The sequence below is a fragment of the Dyadobacter sp. HNCC25DJ186 genome, from assembly GCF_056895235.1.
In genome coordinates this window covers 114,337-138,832 of record NZ_JBXHAS010000014.1, presented here as the reverse complement: position 1 = coordinate 138,832, position 24,496 = coordinate 114,337, and the positions used below count along the sequence as shown (strand labels likewise).

Annotated in this window: 16 protein-coding genes; 6 read left to right on the top strand and 10 right to left on the bottom strand. The window is 41.4% G+C overall.

The features are described from left to right. Positions 1 to 40: 40 nt before the first annotated feature. The 3 genes from AC1XUO_RS27205 to AC1XUO_RS27195 form a co-directional block, all read right to left on the bottom strand. The gene (locus AC1XUO_RS27205; protein WP_483332991.1) at positions 41 to 2,848 is read right to left on the bottom strand and encodes a TrlF family AAA-like ATPase; all 2,808 of its coding nucleotides are present in this window, start codon (positions 2,846 to 2,848) and stop codon (positions 41 to 43) included. Positions 2,849 to 3,039: 191 nt separating this feature from the next. Beyond that, on the bottom strand, positions 3,040 to 3,624 hold the full coding sequence (locus AC1XUO_RS27200; RefSeq protein WP_483332990.1) for a hypothetical protein: 585 nt from the start codon (positions 3,622 to 3,624) through the stop codon (positions 3,040 to 3,042). 172 nt (positions 3,625 to 3,796) lie between these two features. Beyond that, entirely contained in the window at positions 3,797 to 4,333 is a 537-nt protein-coding gene (locus tag AC1XUO_RS27195; protein WP_483332989.1) for a hypothetical protein, read from the bottom strand. 663 nt (positions 4,334 to 4,996) lie between these two features. Between AC1XUO_RS27195 and AC1XUO_RS27190 the strand changes: the two genes are divergently transcribed. Both AC1XUO_RS27190 and AC1XUO_RS27185 read left to right on the top strand, forming a co-directional pair. After that, positions 4,997 to 6,466 carry a S41 family peptidase gene (locus tag AC1XUO_RS27190; RefSeq protein ID WP_483332988.1) on the top strand — a complete coding sequence of 490 codons (1,470 nt, stop codon included), beginning with the start codon at positions 4,997 to 4,999 and terminating at the stop codon, positions 6,464 to 6,466. 135 nt (positions 6,467 to 6,601) lie between these two features. Beyond that, positions 6,602 to 7,255 carry a hypothetical protein gene (locus AC1XUO_RS27185; protein WP_483332987.1) on the top strand — a complete coding sequence of 218 codons (654 nt, stop codon included), beginning with the start codon at positions 6,602 to 6,604 and terminating at the stop codon, positions 7,253 to 7,255. A gap of 377 nt (positions 7,256 to 7,632) precedes the next feature. On the opposite strand, the gene AC1XUO_RS27180 is transcribed toward AC1XUO_RS27185, so the two are convergent. Genes AC1XUO_RS27180 through AC1XUO_RS27165 form a run of 4 tightly spaced genes read right to left on the bottom strand, consistent with a single transcriptional unit; the run spans position 7,633 to position 13,629 of the window. Then, the gene (locus AC1XUO_RS27180) at positions 7,633 to 10,083 is read right to left on the bottom strand and encodes a TonB-dependent siderophore receptor (RefSeq protein ID WP_483332986.1); all 2,451 of its coding nucleotides are present in this window, start codon (positions 10,081 to 10,083) and stop codon (positions 7,633 to 7,635) included. A gap of 30 nt (positions 10,084 to 10,113) precedes the next feature. Further along, positions 10,114 to 10,809 (bottom strand): ABC transporter ATP-binding protein, encoded by a 696-nt coding sequence (locus AC1XUO_RS27175; RefSeq protein ID WP_483332985.1) that lies wholly within the window; start codon positions 10,807 to 10,809, stop codon positions 10,114 to 10,116. Next, positions 10,802 to 12,193, bottom strand: a complete 1,392-nt coding sequence (locus AC1XUO_RS27170; RefSeq protein ID WP_483332984.1) for an ABC transporter permease — start codon at positions 12,191 to 12,193, stop codon at positions 10,802 to 10,804. Before AC1XUO_RS27170 ends, AC1XUO_RS27175 begins: the two co-directional genes overlap by 8 nt. Beyond that, on the bottom strand, positions 12,190 to 13,629 hold the full coding sequence (locus AC1XUO_RS27165) for an ABC transporter permease (RefSeq protein WP_483332983.1): 1,440 nt from the start codon (positions 13,627 to 13,629) through the stop codon (positions 12,190 to 12,192). The genes AC1XUO_RS27170 and AC1XUO_RS27165 overlap by 4 nt, the downstream gene beginning before the upstream one ends. An 836-nt stretch (positions 13,630 to 14,465) precedes the next feature. Here AC1XUO_RS27165 and AC1XUO_RS27160 point away from each other — a divergent pair. From AC1XUO_RS27160 to AC1XUO_RS27145, 4 genes are all read left to right on the top strand, one after another. Beyond that, the gene (locus AC1XUO_RS27160) at positions 14,466 to 14,711 is read left to right on the top strand and encodes a hypothetical protein (protein WP_483332982.1); all 246 of its coding nucleotides are present in this window, start codon (positions 14,466 to 14,468) and stop codon (positions 14,709 to 14,711) included. Positions 14,712 to 14,728: 17 nt separating this feature from the next. Continuing rightward, positions 14,729 to 15,343 carry a response regulator gene (locus AC1XUO_RS27155; protein WP_483332981.1) on the top strand — a complete coding sequence of 205 codons (615 nt, stop codon included), beginning with the start codon at positions 14,729 to 14,731 and terminating at the stop codon, positions 15,341 to 15,343. 124 nt (positions 15,344 to 15,467) lie between these two features. After that, positions 15,468 to 16,667 carry a sensor histidine kinase gene (locus tag AC1XUO_RS27150; protein ID WP_483332980.1) on the top strand — a complete coding sequence of 400 codons (1,200 nt, stop codon included), beginning with the start codon at positions 15,468 to 15,470 and terminating at the stop codon, positions 16,665 to 16,667. Between the two features lie 311 nt (positions 16,668 to 16,978). Continuing rightward, positions 16,979 to 17,608, top strand: a complete 630-nt coding sequence (locus AC1XUO_RS27145) for a response regulator (RefSeq protein WP_483332979.1) — start codon at positions 16,979 to 16,981, stop codon at positions 17,606 to 17,608. A 99-nt stretch (positions 17,609 to 17,707) separates the two neighbouring features. Here AC1XUO_RS27145 and AC1XUO_RS27140 read toward each other — a convergent pair whose 3' ends face one another. The 3 genes from AC1XUO_RS27140 to AC1XUO_RS27130 form a co-directional block, all read right to left on the bottom strand. After that, positions 17,708 to 20,467: a DUF4347 domain-containing protein gene (locus tag AC1XUO_RS27140; protein ID WP_483332978.1), complete on the bottom strand. Its 2,760-nt coding sequence runs from the start codon at positions 20,465 to 20,467 to the stop codon at positions 17,708 to 17,710. An 849-nt stretch (positions 20,468 to 21,316) separates the two neighbouring features. After that, on the bottom strand, positions 21,317 to 22,567 hold the full coding sequence (locus AC1XUO_RS27135; protein WP_483332977.1) for a sensor histidine kinase: 1,251 nt from the start codon (positions 22,565 to 22,567) through the stop codon (positions 21,317 to 21,319). Between the two features lie 522 nt (positions 22,568 to 23,089). Continuing rightward, positions 23,090 to 24,205, bottom strand: a complete 1,116-nt coding sequence (locus tag AC1XUO_RS27130) for an alpha/beta hydrolase-fold protein (RefSeq protein WP_483332976.1) — start codon at positions 24,203 to 24,205, stop codon at positions 23,090 to 23,092. Between the last annotated feature and the right edge of the window lie 291 nt (positions 24,206 to 24,496).

The following is a 24,496-nucleotide window of genomic DNA, read 5'->3' as shown; positions in this document are numbered from 1 at the left end:
TTGTCATTTCGTGTCGTTCTGGGTGCTTTAGGGCGTTGTCTTACTTGATTAATTTATAGCGTTTAGACCTCATTTCAAATGCAATTTCTCCCCCCTCCATAACATCACATATTTCCTTCTTTATTGAAATTTGCTCTACTGTCCCAGTATGCAAAACTTTTAACGCTTTGCTTTCTGTATCCATTGAAATGATGTATTCAGCGTCACCATTAACAGGAACATTTGCATTGTGAGTTACTACAATTAATTGTCTCTTTTCTTGAGCTTGCTTCAGTCTGTCAACAATTAATTCATAAACCAACCTATTGTCTAAATCATCTTCAGGTTGGTCAAGAATTAAAGGAAGTTTACCGTACGATAGAATAAAGGTTAAAATAGCTGTTGTTTTTTGCCCAGCTGATGCTGTTGAAAGTGACTTAAATGCACCAGTAGGCGTTGGTTTATATTGAACTTCTATTTCGTCTTCGGGAAGCATTAATTCTATCTCATCTATTTGTGCATCATTCAGTGATTTAACTAAGTTCACAAAATGCCCTGAAACAGTTGTGCTTACATCTTCATTTGCCCTAATTTTAGTAAATACTCCTCTAACTTCTTTGATTTTCTGTTCAACATTGCCACTAAAACAAATTTCAATTAAGGCATCTATGTCAGTTTGAAAAGTACTGTTTTCTCTTTGAATTAGTTTTCTCAAACGAGTTTCAAAGTCTGATTGATTTCTGAATTGCTTAATATTAACCTTGACCTTATCTCCTGTAACAATGCTTTGGACGAATTCTCGCCTTTTATTTGTTATTTCTTTACTCAGTCGTAAATATTCGTTTTGAAGCCTTTCTCGTTCAGTTTTGTCAGTTTCCCTTATGACTGCTTTGGCATTTATTTCTTCCAACTCTTCTTCGAAGGCAATCTTTTCTTTTGTAAATCTCTCATAACTTGAAATCGCATCAATTCCCTCTTTCTCAAGTTCTTCTTTCTTAAGATTGAAATCTATTGTATTCTGATTTAAAGCTTCTTTCCAAGTAGATCCATTTAAAGCTGTTTCAAAATTCGCTTTAAGTTCGCTTGATTGCTCTTTAAGTTTTAGTAATTCAGATTTAATCTTTTCAAAACCATCAATAACATTTTTTGTGTGTTGCTGTAATAGTTCACTGTGTGTTTGATCGAAAGATGAAAAGTCAATGTCTACAATGTTAATGTTTTGAGCTAATTCATCAATTTGATTTTCTTTAGCTTCAATTTCAGATTGAAAGGCATTTATTAAATTGTTCTCGTTTGAGAACTTTTCTTTTGCTGTCAGCAAGTCCGCAATACCGCTTTGCTGTAATTTCTTAATGTTTAAATCAAGGTCTTTTATCCTCGTTTCAATCTTTCCTTTTCCAGCCAATAAAACATCTACGGTTCTGATTGCAGCCGATTTTTCTAAAAACAGACTTCTTAAATGGTCTCTATCCGCCTTAGTTCTATCAAGTCCAATAATAGCTTTATCAATTCTTTCTCTTAATGCATTTGGTTCTTGTGCAATTTCATAAATCTGTTTTTGGGAGTAGTGTTCAAATTCAAAAAAATCAATGTAGCTTTCATCTGATACATTTTCCCAGTTGCCAGTTTCATTCAATTTTTCTATTTGAATGGATTGAGAGCTAGAGTTATTAATGTTAGAAGCAATAATTTTATGCAGAACTTCATTTCTTATGAACTCTATTTCTATTACTGTTGCATCTGTTAATACACCTTTTTTAGGTCTTCCTGTTTCCCTTTTATAGAATTCATTGTGGTCATTTAGAATTTCATTTAAATCGCCTAAGTCTGCTGTGCGATTAAAAACCCCACGAATAAATCTTAATACACTTGATTTGCCACTGCCTCTACCACCGATTAAAGTGTTTAATTGTGGACTAAAATCAATCTTTAATTGTGAAGCAACATCTGTAATTGTCGTGTTAGATATTGAAATTGATTTTATCCAAAGGTCGGGTTTTGTATATGGGGTAGAAGGGCGATCAAATTCATTTCTGATACGATATTCAGGTAAAAGAAAAGCTTGCCTTAATCCTTCTAGAGATGGAGTTTCATCCATTTTTATCCAAGTGAAGTGACTACCAATACCCCAAAGACCATGTTTAGATTTTTTGGGTTCGTGTGGATTGTCTGAAAATGTCAGAACGGCTAAATGATTTTCTAAAGCATATTTAACTGGTGTAAACCAGTTCTTTACCGTTACATCATCAATTGCAAGATTGGGATTATTGTAATAATCATTCAATGTAGCCTTTAGTTCTGTATTCCCTGCTGTTTGAATAGTGCTATCAAGGAATTCTTTGTGAACAACCTGAACTGCGTTTATATCACATTCTGTATAGAATTTTTTTAAGTTTCCTACACTAATTGAGCCAAGTCCATTGTATTCGTCTATATGTGCAGGTATTACAATTGCACCGTCTGTTTTGGCTAATTCAGCAATGTCAAAAATACTTTTACTAGTGGCAGCTTCTTGTTTTCCGAAATCATCTGCACGAATGTCAGCTCTAACCAAAAAATCTCGAATGTCAGCCGATGTTTTATTTACATTAAATATAATTAATAGATGAACTTTTGAAGGGTCACAAGTAATTTCAACTCCAGGAAAAACAGTCAGACCTGTTCCTTCCGCTGCTTCCTTTATCTCATCCACAGAAATTCCGGTGTTATGGTCGGTTACAGCAACACAATTTAGTCCTTCTTCAATTGCTCTATTTACCCATTGTTCAGCGGTTACGTTTCTGTCCTGAAAACATAAACTTGCCGTAGTATGTAAATGCAAGTCACATTTATACCACCTTGTCCCTTTATATGTTATTTCTTTATTCATCAGTCAGTTTATATAGTTCGGTAGTGTCGGTCTTTTAGGGTGAGTGCTAACGTTTTGGCGCTTGGCGAAGAAGCGGATTTCGAAGCTCTAAACTGTCTGCCAGCACTGAACTTGATACGAAGCACAAAGCTTCATTCAAGCACTGAACCCGCTTTTTTGCCAAACGCCTGTTATGCCAGTTTTTCTCTTCATTATACAATTAAATGGTGATAGTAATAGGCAGCATTAATTCTCATAAATGATGATTCAGGTTGTAATTGTCTTGTCGTTTCTCTAAAGTCAATTTCGTGTACAGCTTCAGCAGTAAATGCATATTTATAATAATATACAACTGTCAAAAGTAATGCTCCGACAGCATTTATCGTATTCTGTAAGTTAGCTTCATTAAAATGATTGTTTCTCTGGTGTTTTACGTTATTATAACTTCTCCACCAGTCTGGATTTTGTGTCCCATTCCAATTGTCCCAAGGTCTATATGATAATCCAAACCTAGCGATGCAAATTTCTTCATTTACAAATGTTCCTAATTGTGCTTTAATAACATTTTTGTAGTCATTAATATTATTAGTTGTCTGTGTTGGGTCAATTAATAAACAGAGTTGTTTCATTATTACGTCCACTTCTGATGAAGCTGAAAGTAAAATATGAGTTAACTCAATGGAGTATGTTCCGAGATTTGCATTTGCAAACTCTATATAACGTGAAAGGTTTTCCAAGTCCTTTTCAATCGCAAGGAAGTAATTCCAATGGTGTTTTGGTGTTCCGAATGTTATCATTGTCGTGTCTTTCTGAAATTTGGCATAACGTTTTGCGGCTTGCGGTGGCGATTTTCAGCACAAAAGTTGATGCGGAGAACTAAACTTTGATTAACCACAAATGTGTCTGCGGAGCACTGAACCGCCACTTTTGCCAAACCGCTGTTACGCGGTCGGCTTTCTTTTCTGTCGTCTATTTGTCGAGTGGTTTCCATTGTCCTTTTTTGAAATAAACGTTGTTAAATTTCGGTGAATAAAATACTAAATAAAAGCTCCAAGCACTTCGATAAGTTGTCGGGTTACTTGTCATAATGTGGTGAGTTGGTTGCTCCATTTTTATTATCAGTCGTTCCGAACTATAAGGTTTTGTCGTTGTAATTGTCCCACGGTATGTTTTTAATATTTTCTCCTTGTCTGTTACGTGAAAGAAAATAGAGTCATTCTCCTTTATTTCAAATCTAAAATTGTCGTATTGCCAGTCCGCTTGTCTACCAGAGAAATAGTCTCGATTAACAATATAATCTCCATAATAGTCTTTCTTTTCTAATTCTGTTTTTGCTGTCAACCATTGAGTTATTCCTGAGAGCAAAACAAGTCCAAATATTCCAAGCCAAATTAGTCCAAGTGTCTTTCCGAAAATTTTCTTTTTTGTCAGCAACCAAGTCACCAAGAATATTCCTGTCAATGGAACTAGGATAAAAACGAAAAATAAAATAAAACCAAATCCCATTTTCTTATCTTGTTGGTTGTCTGTTGTGTCGTCTTTTAAGCTGCCGCATAACTATCTAATATGCGAAAGTTCTGTCGTACTTATCGTATTTATTTGAACAATTCAAGGGAGAGATGTAAATAAACAGATGGGTGATTCCCGGCAAAAGCGATTAGTATTTGACCACCACCCAACAGAGTCAAAACCCCATCAAGCCACCACTCGCCAATCCCAAAGAAAAAGCTAACGTCTACCCAGAAATTTTAAGGAAGAATTTCTACAAAGAAGCAAACATGCAGTTTTCAATAACGTTGTCATATATAGGGAAGGTTAGATTGTAACCCTAAGTAGCAAATTAGTTCGCATAAAAGTAATGTAAAACCTGGAAATATTTATTAAACGGTAAATGAGAGCCTTGGAGGTGATGGCGGATGGTTTAAAAAACTAAACCGGTTTTGCGGGAAGATGTTTTTTGAGATTGCTGTTTGAGGTCATGTGTACGGTGCTGACCATCCATTTGCTGTATCAATGCGGTAACGGGTAGAAATAAATTGGCACCACATTCAGACGGTTCATTCAGGAAAATATATCAGGAAATATCGCTGCTCATGCAACATTTCTGTAAAAAGATACATCGTATTAATATCGAAGCCCACTGCTCAGATTGGGATTATTCTATTAGCCATGAAATTTAATTACCGCAGAATGAAGAGTAGCGTTATGTTTACAAGTTTAAGATTGCTTTTACAGATTACGTTTTTCCTGGTCATGGGTTCTACCTTTTGTATAGTTCAGGCGCAGGATCTACCAAAAAAATACGATCCTCAAAAGCTGAAAAGCGATATTGACTCCCTCGTTAAATTTATAGAAGATACCCATCCCGATCCTTATTACCGGTATCCCAAAGATTCGTTTTACAGCGATATCGCTGATGTGAAACGGCAGATCACCAAACCAATATCCACTTTATCTTTTTACCAGCTTATTGAACCTGTACTGGTCAGGCTGGAAGACGGGCATACGGATCTGGCCATGCCCTTATCCGAATTTTATACGCTGTATCCCAACCCGTTCAGGATACCGGTCAGGCTGAAATTTTCAGTAAAACAGCCTTATATTTCTTATCAGGGGCCTATACTGCCTGATCTGGATATTCCCATACCGGTAAATGCAGAGATACTGTCAATAAATAACATCGCATCCAAAAAAATAGCAGATGATATCATCAGGATGACCTCGGGCGAAAGTCAGGAGTTTCGCCTTGCCTTTGGGAGCTCATTTCTTCAGTTCCATTTAAAACAATTGTATAACATCGATAGTAGCTACACTATTACGTATGCATCCGGGCCGGGAGTAAAGAAAATTGCACTTGCGGGTATCAGTGACAAAGAGTTTAACGCGCGCAAGCCAAAGGAAAGTCAAGCCGCACCGTGTCAGGCACCTTATAGTTTAAAACTGGTGGACAGTCTGAATACGGCCATCATCGACTTCCGAAGTTTTGAAGACAAACCCTCTTTTCAGCGTTTTGCAGATTCGACGTTTTCGTTGCTTAGAGAACAAAAAGTGGACAAGCTTATCATTGATTTAAGGTCCAATCTGGGAGGAGACTCCGAAGTTGGCGATGAATTTTTACAATATTTTGTACAATCTGACTTCAATCAATACGCGAAAGTGGTTACAAAGTATAGCAGTCTGCAAAAAGAAAGGTATAAAAACAATGCAAATACGGATCGCAACAGCAGTGCTTATGAGGTGATGATGAATAAAGAAAATGGCAGTATCGAAGTGGAGGACTATGCACTCATAAAAAGAAAGGAACTTGCCAACCGGTTTGATGGCCAGCTGTTTGTACTGACAAGCCCTTTCACTTTTTCGTCTGCTGTTGATTTTACCCAGGCGATACATCACTACAAACTCGGAACAGTAGTAGGGCAGGAGACAGGCGGACAGATTGTAAGCTTTGGAGATATCATTACCACGCATCTGCCGGTGACCAACATGGAACTGACCATATCGCACAATTTATATTACAACATGGGCGCCAAAGAGACTGATTTCAGGGGAGTTATTCCCGATCATCAGGTAGAATACCGGGACGCTTTAAAGTTTACACTGGATTTAATAAAAAAGCAGCAAACTGTAAAAAATAACTAATCACTTATTAGTTTGACTTTTCGTAAAGCTTTCTGCATTACCTGTACAATCCTAAAAAAGCTGTACAGCATAGTTATATTAAGTAAGTTGTCTACTTTTACAAGTAACCAAATTATTACTAATCTTTTTATATACATGAGCAAGGTAAAAAAATACGTTAACAGTTTCTTTATCAGTATACTAATGATAGGTTTGGTATCGATGCTTTTTTCTTCCTGCTCCAAGTCTGTGAAGGTGGAACCGGAAGAAGTGTCCTCAGCAGAATATGTTATTCAGGATGTTCGCTATTTTATGAATACGAACGATAAAATCGACACAGCAAAAGTCGTGTTAAACGACACCACTTTTTATAATCCCGGCAATGATTTAAATGTCCAGAAGTTTACGGGAGATCTTAATAAATTAAACAAAACATCACGTTTTCATTTAACCAATTTGGATGCCTTACCCAAAGATGTAAAACTGGATGACTTGTTTGTAAGTGTTCCTCAAAACTGGAATTCGGATAGTTATTTTGACCTGTTTCCCGAAAAATTCCTCTTAAACCAGCAGGCTAACCAAAAGCCTTATCATTTAGTATCCCAAAGTACCAAAGTCGTAATGGTCAATGTTCCCCCACGCTCCAAAATTCTTGTTAATTACAGTATTCAGGCCTTTCATATGACCTGTTCTTTCAGCGCCGTTATACAAAACAAAATGACCGGGCAGCGTTATCCGATCACAGGTAGCTGGAAAGGCCTTTTGCGTTACGACAATGCACAAACAATATTAACGCAACAGCCGCTGTAAATTCGTAGGATTTATAAGAAACCATGGCACGAGCACATAGGCTTTGATAAAATTGCCGCAGACCTGATGCGTGCGGTTATGCTGCTCAGCTCGTATAACAATAAGAATTCCGATCGTGAAAAAGAGTTAAGTGAAGATCACTAGAACCTCGAAACTGACCACCGCGATCTTGAAGAAGCACATCGCCAAATGGATGCAGAGCACGCCGAACTGATGGAAAAACATAAAGCTAAAAAGGAATCAGATTCCAGCGGGCACAACAAAATCAAAGCCGAAGATAAAATTTACCTCAACGTATAACAAAGAAAGCCCCGACCGTTTCCTGATAACAGGCTCCCGCCGCGGCTCTTCTTTATTGACAGAAAATACTGCTGAGACTAAAATCTATACGTCAGCGTAACCATACCATTTCTTGGAGCCCCTGGGAATAAACGCAGATAATTCTGAGCACCCAGCCAGTAGTTTTTGTTAAACAAATTGCCTGCATTCACAGCAATCTGCATGTTACTGCGTCCGGGATTATAATACAGGGCCGCATCAAAAATGGTAAAGGCAGGAATGGTGAACGTGCGGTCGAACCAGGGTAGCTTGTTTCCCTGATGCTGCACGCCAAAGCCAATGCCCAGGTCTTTCAGCGGGGAAGAAGCACTAAAGTTGTAGCGGGTCCAAAGGTTTGCGCTTTGTTTAGGCGTATTTTGTTTTCGGGCACCGATCAGACTTTCATTTGCATCGTTGGTAATGATCGCGTTGATATAACTGTAAGATGCATTGATCTGCCAGTTAGGCGTAATATATCCGGCAATATCCCATTCAACGCCCCGGCTGCGTTCGCCGCCGCGCGTTACGAGCAGGTCAGGATTTTGCGGATCGTTGGCATTCATCAGAATGTTTTTCTGCTTGATCTCATATACCGCTACATTCATCCGGATCCGGCTTTGGAATAAATCGGCTTTCATCCCGGCTTCTTTCAGATTACTCGTCAAAGGATCGAACTGGCTTCCGGCAGGCAATGTCCCAGTTTGCGGCATCAGCGTTACCGTGTTAGACTGCGGCTGAAATCCTTCCAGATAGGTTCCATACACATTGATGGCTTTATTGATGGCATAGGTAAGGCCAATCCTTGGTAAAAGTGCCGTTTTCTTTACAGTCAGCGTACCAGGTGCCTGGTAATTAGTAATGTCCTCAAACCACTCGTTTTTCAGGCTGAGCAACAGGATGAATTTATTCCATTGCAGCTGCTCCTGAATATAAATGGCATTGGTGGTTGTGAGCGCGGAAGGCAATGCTGAGCGCACGTTCAGGGTATAGTCTTCCACATTTCTGATCGTGTACTGCGGGTTTTGCAGGTCAAAATAATTAACATTAGGACGTGGCAGTGTTTTTCCGCCAACCGTTATCGTTTGGTAATTGGCTGCGTTAGCGGCTACAAAGGAGCCAGCAACCGTGCCGTCTTTTAACAGAAAACCACGCGCTGCATTTTGCCCGCCACCTTTCACTTTCTGCCAGCTGCTCAGATCATAACCTGCCAATAACTTATGGGCAAATGGCCCGGTATTGAAATTGAAATTGAAGTAAGCATTCACATTATCTATGTTCCAATACTGCTGGCGCTGCACAAACTGCATGGCTGCCAGACTGGTCACAGGCTGATTGGTGATATCGGGTGCAAAGGCATTGGTGGTGCGGTGTTCCTGCAAATCTTCGGTCCACGATTGCTTCATATACGAAGCATTGAAACTGATCTGTGATGTGAACTTGTGCGTTAGACTGCCCATCATGATCAGTTGCTTGGATTTGAAAAAATCGTTTGGCGCGCCAAGGTTCAGGCTCTTCGGTGTACTGCTCAGATCGGTTTTTCCCGAAACCGCTCCAAAAATCGGTTGCCCGCGGTCCAGATTACCATTGTCGTTGCTATAAATCAGCTCCGCACTAATGGCAGTTTTATCTGTCGGAAGATAGCTGATTGAAGGGGAGATCAGAAGCGATTTGCTTCCCACCAGGTCACGGAAAGAGCGGCCTTCCTGATAAGCGCCGTTGAGCCTGTAAAGCAGAGTTTTCGATTCGTTCAGTGGCCCGGTAAAATCCAGCGTTCCACGGAAAGTACTGAAACTGCCTGCGCTTAATGTAACTTCTTTTCGGTTGATGGCAAGCGGCTTTTTGGTTACCAGATTAATACTTCCGCCCGGATCCACTGATGAGAATGTAGCACTGGCAGGTCCTTTGATTACTTCGACGCGCTCAATGTTTGAGGTTAGTGGTTGAAGAAAATAATACTGCCTGGTACGCATTCCGTTGATGATCTGTCCTTCTTCGTTCTGGCTGATGCCGCGGATGGTATACTGATTGTAATAACTTGATGGTATTACGCCGCTGGCTAATTTCACTGCATCGCCCAGATGAAACGCCTGTCTGTCGGCCATCAGTTCCTTGGTGATGGTGGAAATCGACTGCGGAATATCCTTATTAAGCGCAGAAATCCGGGTGGCTGAAAAAGAGTAGTCACTATTGTAATCTTTTGCCACACGGCCCAAAACTTCAACAGTCTGCAATTGATTGGTTTCAGAGATCAGTGCAATGTTCAAAAACTGATTGGTGTTGTTAACCCTCGTTTTTTTATAGCCTAAAAATGAAACTTCCAAAGGTCCTTTGCCTTCGATGGAGAAATTGCCCGTAGAATCAGTGACGGTTCCTGTTTGGGAATTCAAAAGTTTTACCGAAGCTCCCTGGATTCCTGCTCCGGTGTGGGCGTCCGAAACGTTACCTGATATGCTTTGCGCATTTGAAAAGAGCGCACTCAGGCAGAAAAAAATAATTAAAATTGGCCTCATAAAGTGGGGTTAAATGGGAGAGTGGATTATTTAAACAGTTTTAAGATACAGTGCTTCAAGCTCATTGGCAGAAATGTCAATGGCATTGACCACCGACTGCAGATCGCCTTCTTTCATAATACCAATGCGTGTGGCTACTTCTTTCGCCCTGAAAATATCATGGGTCGCCATCAGGATTGCGGTCCCTTTTGCAGCAAGTGTTTTTAGAATCTCAGAAAATTCATTCGACGCTTTGGGGTCCAGTCCGCTTGTTGGTTCATCCAGCAGCAGCACCTTCGCTTTTTTGGCGACTGCAATCGCAATGCCGACTTTTTGGCGCATGCCTTTGGAGTAACCGCCCAGTCTCTGGTCAAATGCCTGCGGTTGTAATCCTGCCGTGGCAAGCAGTTCACCGAGCTCTTTTTTGGAATAATCAAATCCTGCCAGGGAAGAAAAGTATTCAAGGTTTTCAAGGCCTGTCAGATTCGGATACAGCATGACCGTTTCAGGAATATAGGCCAGGTGCTGTTTTATTTCCTGCGGATGTTCAGCCACGGAAACACCATTGATACTGGCCGAACCTTCGCTGGGCTGGATAAAGCCCAGAAAAAGATTGATGGTGGTCGTTTTTCCGGCGCCATTTTGCCCAAGCAGCGCAAATATTTCGCCCGGTTTGATCGTCAGGTTCAGCTTATTCAAGGCAGTATGGCTGCCGTATCTTTTGGTTAGATTTTTAGCTTCAAGCATTTTGCACGTCTTTGATGTGAATAAAGTTTCTTTTGAAAAGGAAGATGGAAATTCCCAGCCCGGCTGCCGTCCAGATCAGGATTGCCAGCAGGCCACCTGTTAAAGTATCCATTGTATAACCTACCGGTTTGTAAGCAGGATAACCAGCCCAGTTGATGGATTCAGTCGGGGTTTCCTCAAAAATAAATGGATAAAAATATTCCCGGATCTGTCGGTGATGGGCTTTAACAGACTGTAAATACCGAATGTGACTAGTCATATCGGTATTGGCGATTTTGTTTACCAGCTGTTGTGCGGCAACAACCGGATTAAAGGCGGCTATGTTTTCTGATAACCTCTGTCTTTGATCTAATTTACCAAACAATTTTCCTGAGGAATTGGCCGATTCCAGATCTCCTGATAACTGCATGGCGTAATACCACCCGGGCGAGTATTTATCTTCGGCGACCGGGTATTTCCTGTACTGCGGGTAGACGGCATAAAACTTTTCCATGGTAGGTCCCTTGGGCTCATCCCACTTTTGGTGATAACCTTCACGCTGTTTGATGGTCGTTTCCGAAGCCTCGGGAACAGGGATGCTGTTGTTGACAGTCACATTGGCAATACCGGGGAAAAGGATACAAAGGAAAATCCAGACAGAGACCAGCGTAGTCGCATTAAAAGACGAGCTTTTACCCAAGGAAATGACGATGACGGATACTGTAAACCAAAAGAGCACGTACAGCAAAATCACCAGTCCCAATTGAAAAGTCGGGTAGGAGAAGGGAAGCTTCAGATACAAAATCCCGGCAACGAAAATCACTGCCGTCGTGATCAGGATCACTGCCAGGCGGATTAAAAGCTTGTTTATAATCGCAGAGGTAATACTTTCAGTAGTGGTACGAACAATTTTCCAGACGCCGTTTTCCTGCTCTTCAGAAATGGCGTTATAGGAAAAAGCAATGATCAGCAGCGGGAAAAGAAACAGGAAAACAAAGGAAGCGTCCAGATTTCCAACCAGCAGCGTCAGCGGATTGGTCAGTTCGGAATCATAAAGCTGACCTTCAATGGCCAGCATTTTCATTTTGAGCGTGAATGGATTGACGTCCCTTTGCCCGATGGAGAACTTTGCCCAGGGAGAAGCCGGATTGAAGGTATAGAAAAACGGATAATATGCCGTCGTGCCAGCAGGTTTTCCTGTTCCGTGCGCAACAATCAGGTCAAGATGGTTTTTTTGAACCTGGGCAACAGATTCAATCGTTTTTTGCTGGCGGTCGATGACTTTGCTTCCGTGATAAAATCCATAAATTCCGAAAAGCAAAAGGCTGATCGCACCGATCAGAACGGTCTTGCCCAAAAGGAAATTTTTGGTTTCCAGAAACAATATTTTCTGACTGATTTTCATAACTGGTATTGACGTTTGGAGGAAATAAAATTTAAGGCTACGAATCCGGCCAGGATCCAGAATATCAGCGCAGCAAGGTTCAATGCACCATTAACCAGGTTATCCTGAATGGAAACGGGTTGAAATTTGAATTCAGGTTGCTGTTGAAAGTTTCGGGCACTCACTTTTTGTTTGCTGTCCTCTTTGTATTTGATCTGGGTGAGATGGATTTCGTTCAGGTTTTTTGTCTTTTCAAATCTGTACTTTTCCGTTTGTTTCTGAAATTCAGTAAAGGTGTCAAAATCGGTTCCGGCCAGGTTCATGGAGATATTGCGGATAGCCAGGAACGGATCGGCAAAACCCAGAAAGGATGAGATCGAATTCTGCGCTTTATAAGTCTGGATCAGCTGATCGTAATGTTTGTTAAAAATCCGTGAGCTGATGTTTTCACCTTCCTGCATCACCAGTGCGCCGTAGTTGACCGGCAGCGCAGATATGGAATCAACACCGTATTTTTTGAGCGTTGCGGCCTTTAAGTCCGAAAAATGCGGATCATTGGGATCATGGCTGTCACCTTCCTGGCTCACATCCACTTCGATGGCCTGTTCAAAAGCAATTTTGTCCGGTGCACTGTAAATTCCGTTTCCAAGTGTCTGAGCACTTTTTGGAACAACTACAAAAAACAGAATCCAAATAAGAACCAGCACCATCAGTGCATTTCTGGCATTGGAGCTCATGGCCGAAACGGCTACCACCAGCATGGTAATAATCAGAAAATAGAGCCCATATAACAAAACGATAAGTCCCACACGTACCAAACCTTCGCTGCCAAAATCACGGGAAAGAGACACCACACCGGTAAGCAGACTGACCAGCAGCAGCGGTAGAAACAATGCCCAGGTAACGGCTGCGATCCCGGCTGTTTTACCCAGAAGAATGTCCAGATAGGAAGCTTTCTGGCAAAGCAGGATTTTTAAAACACCATTTTGTTTCAGACCTGCAACGGAGTGAAAGCCGATAAAAATAATAAAGAGTGGCACAAGTACCTGCAGAACCAGCGCCATACTCAGCTCTCCGAAACGAAGCATTCCGTTGGAGAAACCGGCTTCGCTCATGTTGACTGTATTCTGACGGTGGGCTTCCAGAAAAACAGAGTTACCGACATAACTGTCCAGACCGAAGTCAAAGAAACTCAGCGGAGATTTTTCCCTGAAAACCAGATACCCGTAATGAGCCACACGGTGCGGGTGCCGGTTGGGTTGTGTCATCCAGTGGTCATGGACTTCTTCTTTTGCAGCAGCCTGCTGCGTATTGAACTTGCTGACGTACTGCCAGCCGGTGAAAGTAGCCAGCAGACTGACCGTCAATAATACGGCATAGAGGGCAAGCGGAATTTTGCTTCGGAAAATGGAATTCCATTCCTGCCGGGCAATGAATCGGATAAATTTTAACTGCATTGGTGTAAAGTATTTGGATTCCAAGGACTGATTCGAGATATGTGACACAAAGTAATCCTATGCACCAGCCGAGCATTAATAGTTAGTCTAGTGCAACGAGGTTGCAAATTATAAAACAAAAAATTAAACTTGCATCACTGTTGCATAAATAATTTTTGAAACTGGATTACATTAAGATATTCTATTATTATGCTAACCTGTCGCCATTGTGACGAAGTTCAGATTAGCTGAATTTGACCAATAAGGATACGAATCAGATTTTACCAAACTTTTTTCAAGAGAATAAGTGAGTGAGTGAGTGAGTGAGTGAGTGAGTGAGTGAGTGAGTGAGTGAGTGAGTGAGTCTGTTCCCGGATTATTATGCCACTGAAAAATTATCAATTATGTAATATTGTTGCACAATGGTATTTATTTGCCGCGTGATTAACAGCAATATTCTTCATTGACGGCTTAGAACATGAAAAGCGCCAAAAATATTATGATAAATAAAGGGATTGCTCCAACGCCAAACAGGATTGCTGTACCGAATATTTTATGTGTGAAAGCAAGTCTCTGCCAAAGGCCCGTTTGACGGCAATTCCTGCTTATAAAATCAACCGGATAAGTCTTTACAGAACTTTTTTTGGATCTTGTCGATGCCGGGATTCTGTGCCGGTTGATGGATTCGAGTGGTGCTGGGCAAGATCATTATATGGGAGAAATGCCAGGTGAATTTCCGCTAAGCACTCACTTGAAATGTAAAAAACTGTGAGCAAATTATGGCACTGCCTAAACTTAGGGCCAGCTAGTTATCTCAATCAGATCTTGCGCTTAGGGCAGATTGAAAAACGGACTGGATGTATAAAACATTTTTACTATTTAATTTGCTAACACTGCTGTTAGTGCAGTATCAGGAACTATTGGGGCAGTCTGTGGTTGGTAGGGTGGTTGGTAATGCAGGTCAGCCTCTTGTGGGTAATACCGTCACACTTATGCCGGAAATATTCACCAGAACTAGTGATCGTATTTGCAAATCATTAAACGGTATCGAAGTGCAAATTTTGATTTTCTCATTAACAGTTGTAACCATTTATGTACATTGATTTATATATTTGTGGTTATGGCAGAGAAAATATTAGTTGTTGAAGACCAGGTGATCGTGCAAATGGGCCTGGGAATCCTACTGGAAGAATCATTCCCGAGCTATCAAATTGATTTCGCATCAACCTTTTTCGATGCGCTGGATTATCTTGGCAAAGAAAACGTAAGCCTGATTATATTGGATATAAATATCCCGGGAGGCGAGAATAGTAAGATGATCGAGAAGTTTCGGTTGATTCAGCCCGCGCTGAAAGTTTTGATCTTTACCGGGCTGCAGGAAGAAATTTATGCTGAACATTATTTGAATTCAGGTGCGGACGGTTTTGTATCGAAAATTGGTGATGAGAAGGAGCTTATCCGCGCTATCGGCACGATATTGTCAAAAGCCACCCAATTTGCGAAAATGAAAGTGGAAAGTACACCCTTAAAAGATTTTCTCGCAGAGCTATCTAGCAGAGAACAAGAGGTTATGCACCTTCTAATATTGGGTAAATTTACAAAGGAAATCGCTCAGGAGCTTAACTTAAAAGTTTCAACGGTGAGCACTTATAAATCAAGGATATTTGAAAAACTTGATGTAGAAAATGTTATAGAGCTCATCAACAAAGTAGACCTTTACAAGGGTCTCCTCTAAATTTTATCAGACAATATGTCCACAGATTTTTTTATGTGTAAAGCCTGCTTTCTACTCAAAATAGTCATTAAATTTTTGAGTATTTAAATTGATGAAGAGATATCAGAATCGGGCCGGTTTAATTGTGGCCGGAGCCATTCCTTTATTTGTATTGCCTGCGAGAATCTCAGAAGGGCAGTGGAAGGATCCTGTTAACTTAATTGGTTCCGAAGTCGTTATTTTTTTGATGAGTCTTGCCTGTTGGCACGCAATCATCTACTTACAGAACCGTAAAGATCTCAAAGGCTGGCATAAAATCGTATTATCATTACTCTGCTGCTGTCTGCTATCGAATGTATTCTTTTTTACTTTTAATCCATTCTTCAAGGATTTTCCCTTTCGAACGGCTACGAATCCGCTTTATATGCGGATTCTGATGTTATCCAGCAGAGGGATTCTGATGAGTGTGATACTGATCCCCGGCGCATATTATGTCCACAAAGATCTTGAAGTGCGAAAGGCACAACGTGAACATCAAAAATTAGTAGTACAAAGATTTCAGATAGAGAATAAGTTATTAGAAAAAGAAGTATTTGAAAGAACAAAGGCGCTTCACTACACCTTGAGTTCAATGCAGAAAACACAGCGTGAGCTTGAACATCAGATATATATTCAGTCAAGAATTATCGCGTCGTTTAATCACGATATCCGGGGACCATTCAAGTTTTCTATGGTGGTTGCAGATAAAATTGCCAAACTAGCTGCTGTTAACGGAAACCAGGTTGCAATACATAGGTATTCAAGTGAGTTAAACAGGTCACTCAAAACAACCCTAACCTTTGTAAAAAATCTTCTGGAGTTTACCAAGTTGCCTATCCGGCAAAAAATGGAAAATGAGAAGGTTAATCTTCAAAGCCTACTGCAAGAAAAAGTGCTTTTGTTTGAAGGGGGGCTTCAGCTGAAGGATAACTCACTTTTGATCAATGTGGATCAAAAGTTTTATGTTCAGAGTAATTATAATTTGCTTGGCATTGTGCTGCATAATCTAATTGATAATGCAAATAGATACACTGATAACGGAACAATTGAAGTCAAAGCTGCCAGCACAGATCGAGCCATAGAATTGTCTGTTACCAACAAGGGAGAGCCAGTACCTTTACATATGATTGATTGGTTTAACATGGACAACATAGTGCAGCCGCTCAATGATGAAATTGATCAAAGTGAAATGTACGGAATAGGTCTTCTGTTGGTAAAAGAAATATCTTTTTTGCTTGGTATTCAAATACGGATGGATTCAGATATACACGGCACGAAAGTGACACTTACATTTAAAAAGTCCTGACAATCTTTGGCATGAGCTTCATTTTTTGTGATTATAAAATCGCCTTGTTTGCCACCAATGTTTCGGAAAATCGAAGGTAACAGGAGTTGCTAACAATTAGCGCTGAACCGAACCCGAATTAGATTTCATCGAGAATTCGGAACGTATGGAACTTGCATCAAGTGTTTTTTTTAGATACTTAACTATTTGAAAAATATCGATTATGTCAGACTTTTATTACAGCAGGACACTTGAATTAACACATTTCAATAAGCAGTTTGAATTAATTGTACTGATAGTTAAATATAAATCAGGGAAGGAAATTGGCCGTTATGAATAAAATATTGATCGTCGATGACCATCGAATGACGAGCCTTGGGCTACAGATTTTGTTAGAAAAAGTAATTAAAGCTTCCAAAGTGTATTTTGCAAATTCTTTTGTAGAGGCCATGAAGGAGCTTCAAAACAACAATATGGATCTTATCATTCTTGATCTTGGAATTCCTGGCGGACTGGGCACAGGAATGATAAAAATCCTTCGTAAACAACAGTCAGAAGTAAGGATTCTGGTCTGCACAGGTAGAGATGAACTGCTTTTTGCTCCGCCGTATATTAGTGCCGGAGCCAATGGATTTCTTTATAAAGGCAGTAGCGACGATGAAATACAGAAGGCTATTCAAACTGTAATGGAGGATAGACAATATATGAGTCGTGTGGTTCAGCAAAAAATATTCCAGGACATCCTTAGCGGCCAGCAGCATAAAAATCCGGTGGAATCTCTTTCTGCCCGCGAAAAGCAGGTTCTTGAACTTCTGCTTGCCGGTAAGTGGACCAAGGAAATTGCTGATGAACTTAACCTGAAATTCTCGACTGTAAGTACCCAGAAAACAAGGATTTTTCAAAAGCTCGCTGTCGAAAATATTGTCGATCTTGTAAGAGTTGTCGACCGTTATCAGCTTTGACAGGGCATTCTTCCGGATCCCTGGTTAATTTTTTTAAAGAAAACGGAGTAGATGCGATCATCCACTCCGTTTTCATGCATCCTGTGATAAATCCTTTGTCTAGTTCAAACTAAACTTACGCCGTATCAGATCAGAGCCAACACGATATTCGATAATGTAAATACCTGGTGATGCTTTGGGGTCGATATCAAACCTGTACCGGTCCATTTGCTTCGAGGTTTTGAAATTTACCGCATTGCCATTTATATCGTAAACAGCCACGGTCTTTATTGTAAAATAGTTGAAAATAAACACCGTGTGTTTAATCGCGGGGTTAGGAAAGACAGAATGTTCGTTCTCACCATACGGCTGATACACTTGTACAATGCGAGAATACGCTGAGCTTCCATCGAGGTCAATCATCTTTAAGCGGTAATAACTATGTCCTTTACCGTTAGTTATATCAGTAAAGTTGTAGCTCGCCGAACCACCCTTTACACTACCTATATTTGTAAAGCCATTTGCCAGATCCGGACTTTTCTCAATGACAAAACGGTCAAAGTCTTTTTCCTGAGCAGTTTCCCAATCCAGCCGGTTTCCTTCAGGACTTGTTTTGGCCGTAAAAGAAATCAATGTTACCGGTAAAGGTGTGCAGGCAGCAGTGGCACTGTTGACTGCATTTTGATAAGTATAACTGCCTGCATAAACCCCCGCTGTTCCGGTTTCTAAGCGGTCGTCGAACCCATTGCCGTTCTGATCACTGAAGGTAGCTGCGGCAACCTGTGAAGCTAGGGCAGCAGATTCACCGCTTGCATTAAATACATTGATATTTGCAAACTGAACACTGGTAAAACTACTCACCACTGCCGCTTCCTGCGAATCAGGGCATCCGTCACCGTCACTGTCCAGATCCAGGCGGTTGACAATACCGTCCTGATCTGTATCCAGATCGGCTGGGAGAGGGCAGCTCTTAAGGTTTACATCTTTCCAGATGGCTTCACTGGCGGCTCCGTGTGTCTGATCCGACAAATCTGTTAGGGAAAAAGAGGACACACCTTGTAAGGGCGTTGGAAATGTAAAAACGTAAGGAGTAGTAACGCTGGCCTGTGGGATAACCACATTATCGAGCTGGTAGAGCAACTGATTTGTGCTATTATAAAACTTGACAGACGCTATGTTGGTTACCTGCCCGTCAGTCAAAACGCCTCCGCCATTAGAAAAGAACTGAAATTCGGTTACCTGGTCAAGCGGTGTATTGTAGAAATACGTTACTGTACCAATCAGGCTGGCAGTATTCGCTGAGGCACCACCAAAAGTTCCAAGGTTATTGTCAAAAGTATTGGCAAGACTTCTTCCTGTTGGAAAAGCGGTAGCGGGAGAAGCGATGTCGGCCGAAGCACTGTTGGGGTATTGAAGGCTGCACGAAGACACCGCGGATTCAGCTACGTCCAATATACCATCATTGTCGTCATCCAGATCGACCGAGTCTGCAACTCCATCAGCATCACTGTCGAGATCTGTGATACAACCGGCAGCCAAATTATCTGTAGCTTTATCGTATGTATAAGTCCCTGAATAAGAGCCGGCGTTTGCAGTTTCAAGTCTGTCATCAAACCCGTTACCGTTATTGTCCCGGAAAGTACCCAGGTTGATTTGTGACAATACCGCGGGTTGGGTACCACCGGTGTTGGTCACTACTACACCGGCAAAAGGGATCCGCGGAAAACTTGATACTACTGCGGCTTCCTGTGAATCCGGACATCCATCGCCGTCACTATCCAAGTCAAACCGGTTTGCGATTCCATCGTTGTCGGTATCAAGGTCTCCACTCGACATACTGCAAGTTTTAACATTTACCTCTTTCCAGACAGCTTCGCTAGCGTTTCCATGTGTCTGGTCAGATAGATCTTCAAGGGTAAATGAGGCGACACCCTCCAATGGGGTTGGAAAAGTAAGTACAAAAGGCGTGACGCTGCTGGCCTGTGGGATAACGACATTATCTTCCTGATACAACAATTGATTTGCGCTGTTGTAAAATTTGACAGATGCGATGTTCGTTACTTGCCCGTCACTCAACACACTTCCGCCATTTGAAAAGAACTGAAATTCGGTAACCTGATTTAGTGGGGTATTGTACACATAAGTTACAGTCCCAATCAGCGTGGGGATATTCGCGGCCGCGCCGCCAAATGTTGTCAGCTGGTTGTCGTAGGTATTGGCTAATTCCCTTCCCGCCGGAAATGCTGTGGCTGGAGAAGCAAGGTTGGCTGTGGCACTGTTGGGATAGTTAAGTGTGCACAATTGAACAGGTACCGTGGATTCTTCGCTATCTAATATCCCGTCATTATCATCGTCCAGATCCAGCGAATTGATAACCCCGTCGCCATCAAAATCATCTCCGTCTGTAAACTGTAAATTATAAGGGTAATTACCGACTGGCACAATACTTTGGCCGGGGGTGCCTAATTCCAGCTCCCAATCCCCACCACGACCGGTAACATTGTTAGAGGCAGCAATTCCGACCTTCAATGTGTTTTGTAAATAAGTAACTGCTGCTTGCCCTTCGGCCCCTTTCCCGTATTCACATCCATATATGTTGATATGCATGATGCTTGGGTCTTTTTTTAATTTCTCTCGCAGCACCGCGGCAAGTTTTGGCGCATCCAGCCATTGCCCGCCAACCAGTAATTCACCTGGTCTACCGTGTGAAATAAAGTGCAGAGTCCCAGCTTGTGCACCTTTTAATGCCTCTAAAATTTGACTTTTGCCCTTAACCTGATCATCTATGTGATGCAAGGCAAACGAGGGGCTCGACAGGAGGGCAAAGAGAAACATAAGCCTGATCGCTAAGCTATTTTTTCGGTGGAAATGTTTTGTCATAAGTGTAAATTGAAAGATTGAGAAAATATGTAAAAAATGTCAAATTTGTTTTGCTTTGGATGATGCCGTAATTGTGGTATGCATACTGCCATGCGCATAACGGACAGGTTCTTAGCCTTTAAAGGGGCAAAGGTTAATGGTGTCAGCAGTTTGAATCGTAGACTTCACTGGCTTAAACGTAATTTCAGACTATGTTTTGGGAGTGAAATGAGAAAATTTAACCGAGATACCGTCGGATTACTTTGTTTAGTCCGTGATTCGGGATGGATCTATTTGAGTTTTCCAGGTTTAATTCTTCTGCTTTTTTGCAGTTGGGAAGAGCTTGTTGCATAGTGTCGTTGAGTAGTGTAATATAACAGGGCACATTTTACGGTCAGTATTCCATCGTCTCCGTTTAGTAAACAGTCGGCTTGTAATGGTAGAAAGAATAAATGACTGTGCGACTAAAACTTTGATGCGAGTTAAAAGTCTGATATTTATCTTCTTACAATTTACAGAAACACTTAAAACGATATTTATTCGGGATCTTATTGAGTAAATTTATCAAATAATTTACTCTTGGATTGTAGTCATATAACTACAATTGAGATAGAAATGTTTTAGGCTTGGTTTTAGATAGAAAACGCTAATATTTGTACGTTTATTTTGATCTTTAAGCCCAGTTCAGATGCTGACGGTAACCTGGATACGTCAAAAAAATGCTTTGGATAATCTATTTTTTTGGTAAAGAATGAAGGGTGTGGGCGAACTACAACCGGACAATCAGTCAGATCGGGCAGGGAAAGTTTTTTTTTTCGAACAACTTGTTACCGATTTTGAGGAGAATAATACAATCTTTAATTTTTAAGATTAAGAAACAGGGTTCTTTCTTTCAATAAAAGTCAACTCGGCAGTTGCAACTTCGGCTGAGAGCTCGGCTGAAAACTCGATACTGAGCAGCGCACATATATTTTTGACCAGGATCAGACCAATACCCTGCTTTTCGTTTGGCTCTGGTCTCTGTTTCCAATTTTGTGATCCGGCACTATTTTCCGGATAGCTTGATAATGTTTCTGTAACTGTTTGGACACTATTTTTAATGATCAGTTTGTTGCTGCTGTCCTCTATTTCGATTCTTATCGAAATAATTCCATCCTGGGTATATCGGGTAGCGTTATCAAGAAGGTTGTGAAGGATTACCCCGAGTAGGTTATAATTGGTGTGGATGACTAACTTCCTGTCCATATCGACAAAAAGTTTGTTGTTTTTCTGACTGATTATTCCTTCAAATAGCCTGATTTTTTCGCTGATAAGCGCCGGCAGGTCAACCTGTGTTAGCAGAATGGATTCGTTTCGCACCTGCGTTTTGGTGAATTCTAGAAGATTATTCATGAAAACGGACATGCTGATCAATGTTTTATGAAGCTCTTGGCCGTACTGGCCTGCCTCTTCTAACCGCCCTGTTTCCAAATGCTGATTTATTTTATTTGCAACTATGATCACATAATTTAATGGGGAACTCACATCATGTGTCACCGAAGCTACCAAACGGGATAGCATATAGACTTGATTATCAAGTTTACTTTCCGATTCTTTTAGTGCAGAAAGTGTATTTTCAATGGTCCTGGTACGCTCGCTGACTACCGATTCAAGTAACCTGTTTTGCTCCTCAGATACTCTTATGCGTTGCCTTTCAGCATCAAGTTCTGCTTTATGTAACTGGCGCTCATTTTCAAAGAGAAATGCAATTGGGACGATTATCAGGCCCATTAATAAGCCGCGTATCGAAAGACGCAGCGTAGCAAAAGCTAATGGATACTGCCGCATGGGAGTCAGCGGATAATCTTCAAAGAACGGGTTTGATGTATGATAAAATAAGTTCGACAGCACGGCGCATAACACGAGAGAAAGAACGATCTTTTGCCATTTGCGCAGCTTCAGTTGCAATTGTATAAAGTAAGTACCGCACCAGGAGGTAAAGCACAAGGCCCAGATCACAACTTCGGACCCGATTAAGTTATTAAGATCCTTTCCCTGGCCTTCTGAAATCCTGATTGGCAAAAGAGCAATAGTTAAAAAAGTGGCAATGAGTAAGCCAAGTGCCGGGTTGTATTTTTTCATAACTGGTTGAGCCGCGTTTTGAACGAAGGTAATCATTCGGACTAAAACTGCAGCAACCCGGACCTTTTTGGGTGCAGATCGGCTTTTACAATGGTTGATACGGGCCATTGGCCGAATCGTACGTACATTAATCCCCATAAATCTTCATTTAAAAGCCAAATTCACATTTGACCTTTTCGTATTGGTCACAAATCTTGCTGGTTAGATCAGCGCATTCACCAGTAGACATCTGCTCAATAGAATGTACAATTGCGTTTGTCTGTATCTGCCCGCCGTTATCGAATTTTGGTCCGACTCTTGTAATTAAGAAGCATGATCCATCCTCCGATATCGGCGACAATTATATGCCAGGCTAATCTGCCTCCCCCCGACGCCTGGAAATTGTGCTAACCATCTGCCAACCAGAGCCCCTATGATTCCAATTATTACATTGCCAAGCTTAATGTCGTGCTTTGCAAACTTAATACCCTATGTTGTAAATGTGGAGGGTGTTGCATGAGATTGACAGATTTGTTAGGATTACTACTTAAACAGAAGGGGAGCCATCTGATACAGGCTGCGGCGCCAGGTAAGAAATTCATGTGCTGTGCCTTCGGAAACGTATGAAACCGAATTATATCCGGCGGTTTTAAGGGCGTTAGCCGCATTTCTCACTGCGTCGGGTTTCTCTTTACTACCTGCACTGAGAAAAATAAGTTTAGGCTTGGTTTTGTCTTTTAGATCTTCAGGTGAATATACACCTCCGCTGAGTAGTGCATAGTATCCGAAAAGGTCTGGCTTGTTTAGCGTAATGGTCCGAGTTTCCATTCCTCCCATTGAAAGGCCTGCCATTGCGCGTTTGTCACGGCTGGCTAATGTTTTGTAAGTAGCGTCTACATACGGGATAAGCTCGTCAACCAATACGGTCTGAAAAGGTTCGATCTTAAATTCTCTGATCTTTCCCATTTTAACCTCATTCGTCATGCCATATGTCATCACAATTATGAACGGCTGAATTTTGCCATCTGCAATCAGGTTGTCCATAATCAGGTTTGCACGGCCCTGGTTGCTCCAGGCAGTTTCATCTTCTCCCCATCCATGTTGAAGGTACAGTACCGGGTAGCGTTTGTTTCCTTTTTCATATCCGGGAGGGGTATAAACAAATGCACGACGGGAAGTGCCTGTACTTTTAGAGGGGAACAATATCTGTTGCACATGGCCGTGCGGTACACTCTTCAGCTGATAAAAGTTCTGATCGTGAGCAGGGATCTCAATGCCGCTTTCCCAGCGAATCGAGCCGTAATAGTTCAGTGTGCCCGGATCATTAAATGTCCCTCCATCAACATTAAGGTGGTAATAGTGGAAACCCTCGTCCATGGGTCCTTCGGTGGTTCCGGAAAAAAAACCTTCCGGATCTTTTGTGAGTTTGGTGCCGCCCCTGCCGCCCAGTCCAAGGCTTACCTTTACACTATCGGCCTGCGGTGCTTTGATGCGGAACCGGACATATCTCTGAGAATTCACCTGCGGATATTCCTGACCAGGTTGATTGAGTTCTGACGGTTTAAAGTCGTCCTTAATCGCCGACTTTTCCACCTGTGCCCATGCGGCTACGACAGTTGACAAAGCTGCGAGAAAAAAGGTAAAACAATGTTTGTTCATTTTCTTGTAGTTAAAATTCCGGTTTCGAATCTAGTGCATATCCCAATTATGCTGACCGGAAACCCTATGGGGAACCGGCTATCAGATAAAAGCAGTCATAGGGAAAAACTACTATTTTGGCAAGTCCTTTATTATCAACGCAGGGGTTGATCGTTAATTGGAGCCGGATATTTTAAAAAGTACGGATTGGTTTTCAAGTTGATTTATCAGATGGTAGTCCCTCTTCATATTTCAAACCTTGGCAGAGGCTACTCTTCTCAGAACTGATAACGACAAAGATTTCATTATCAG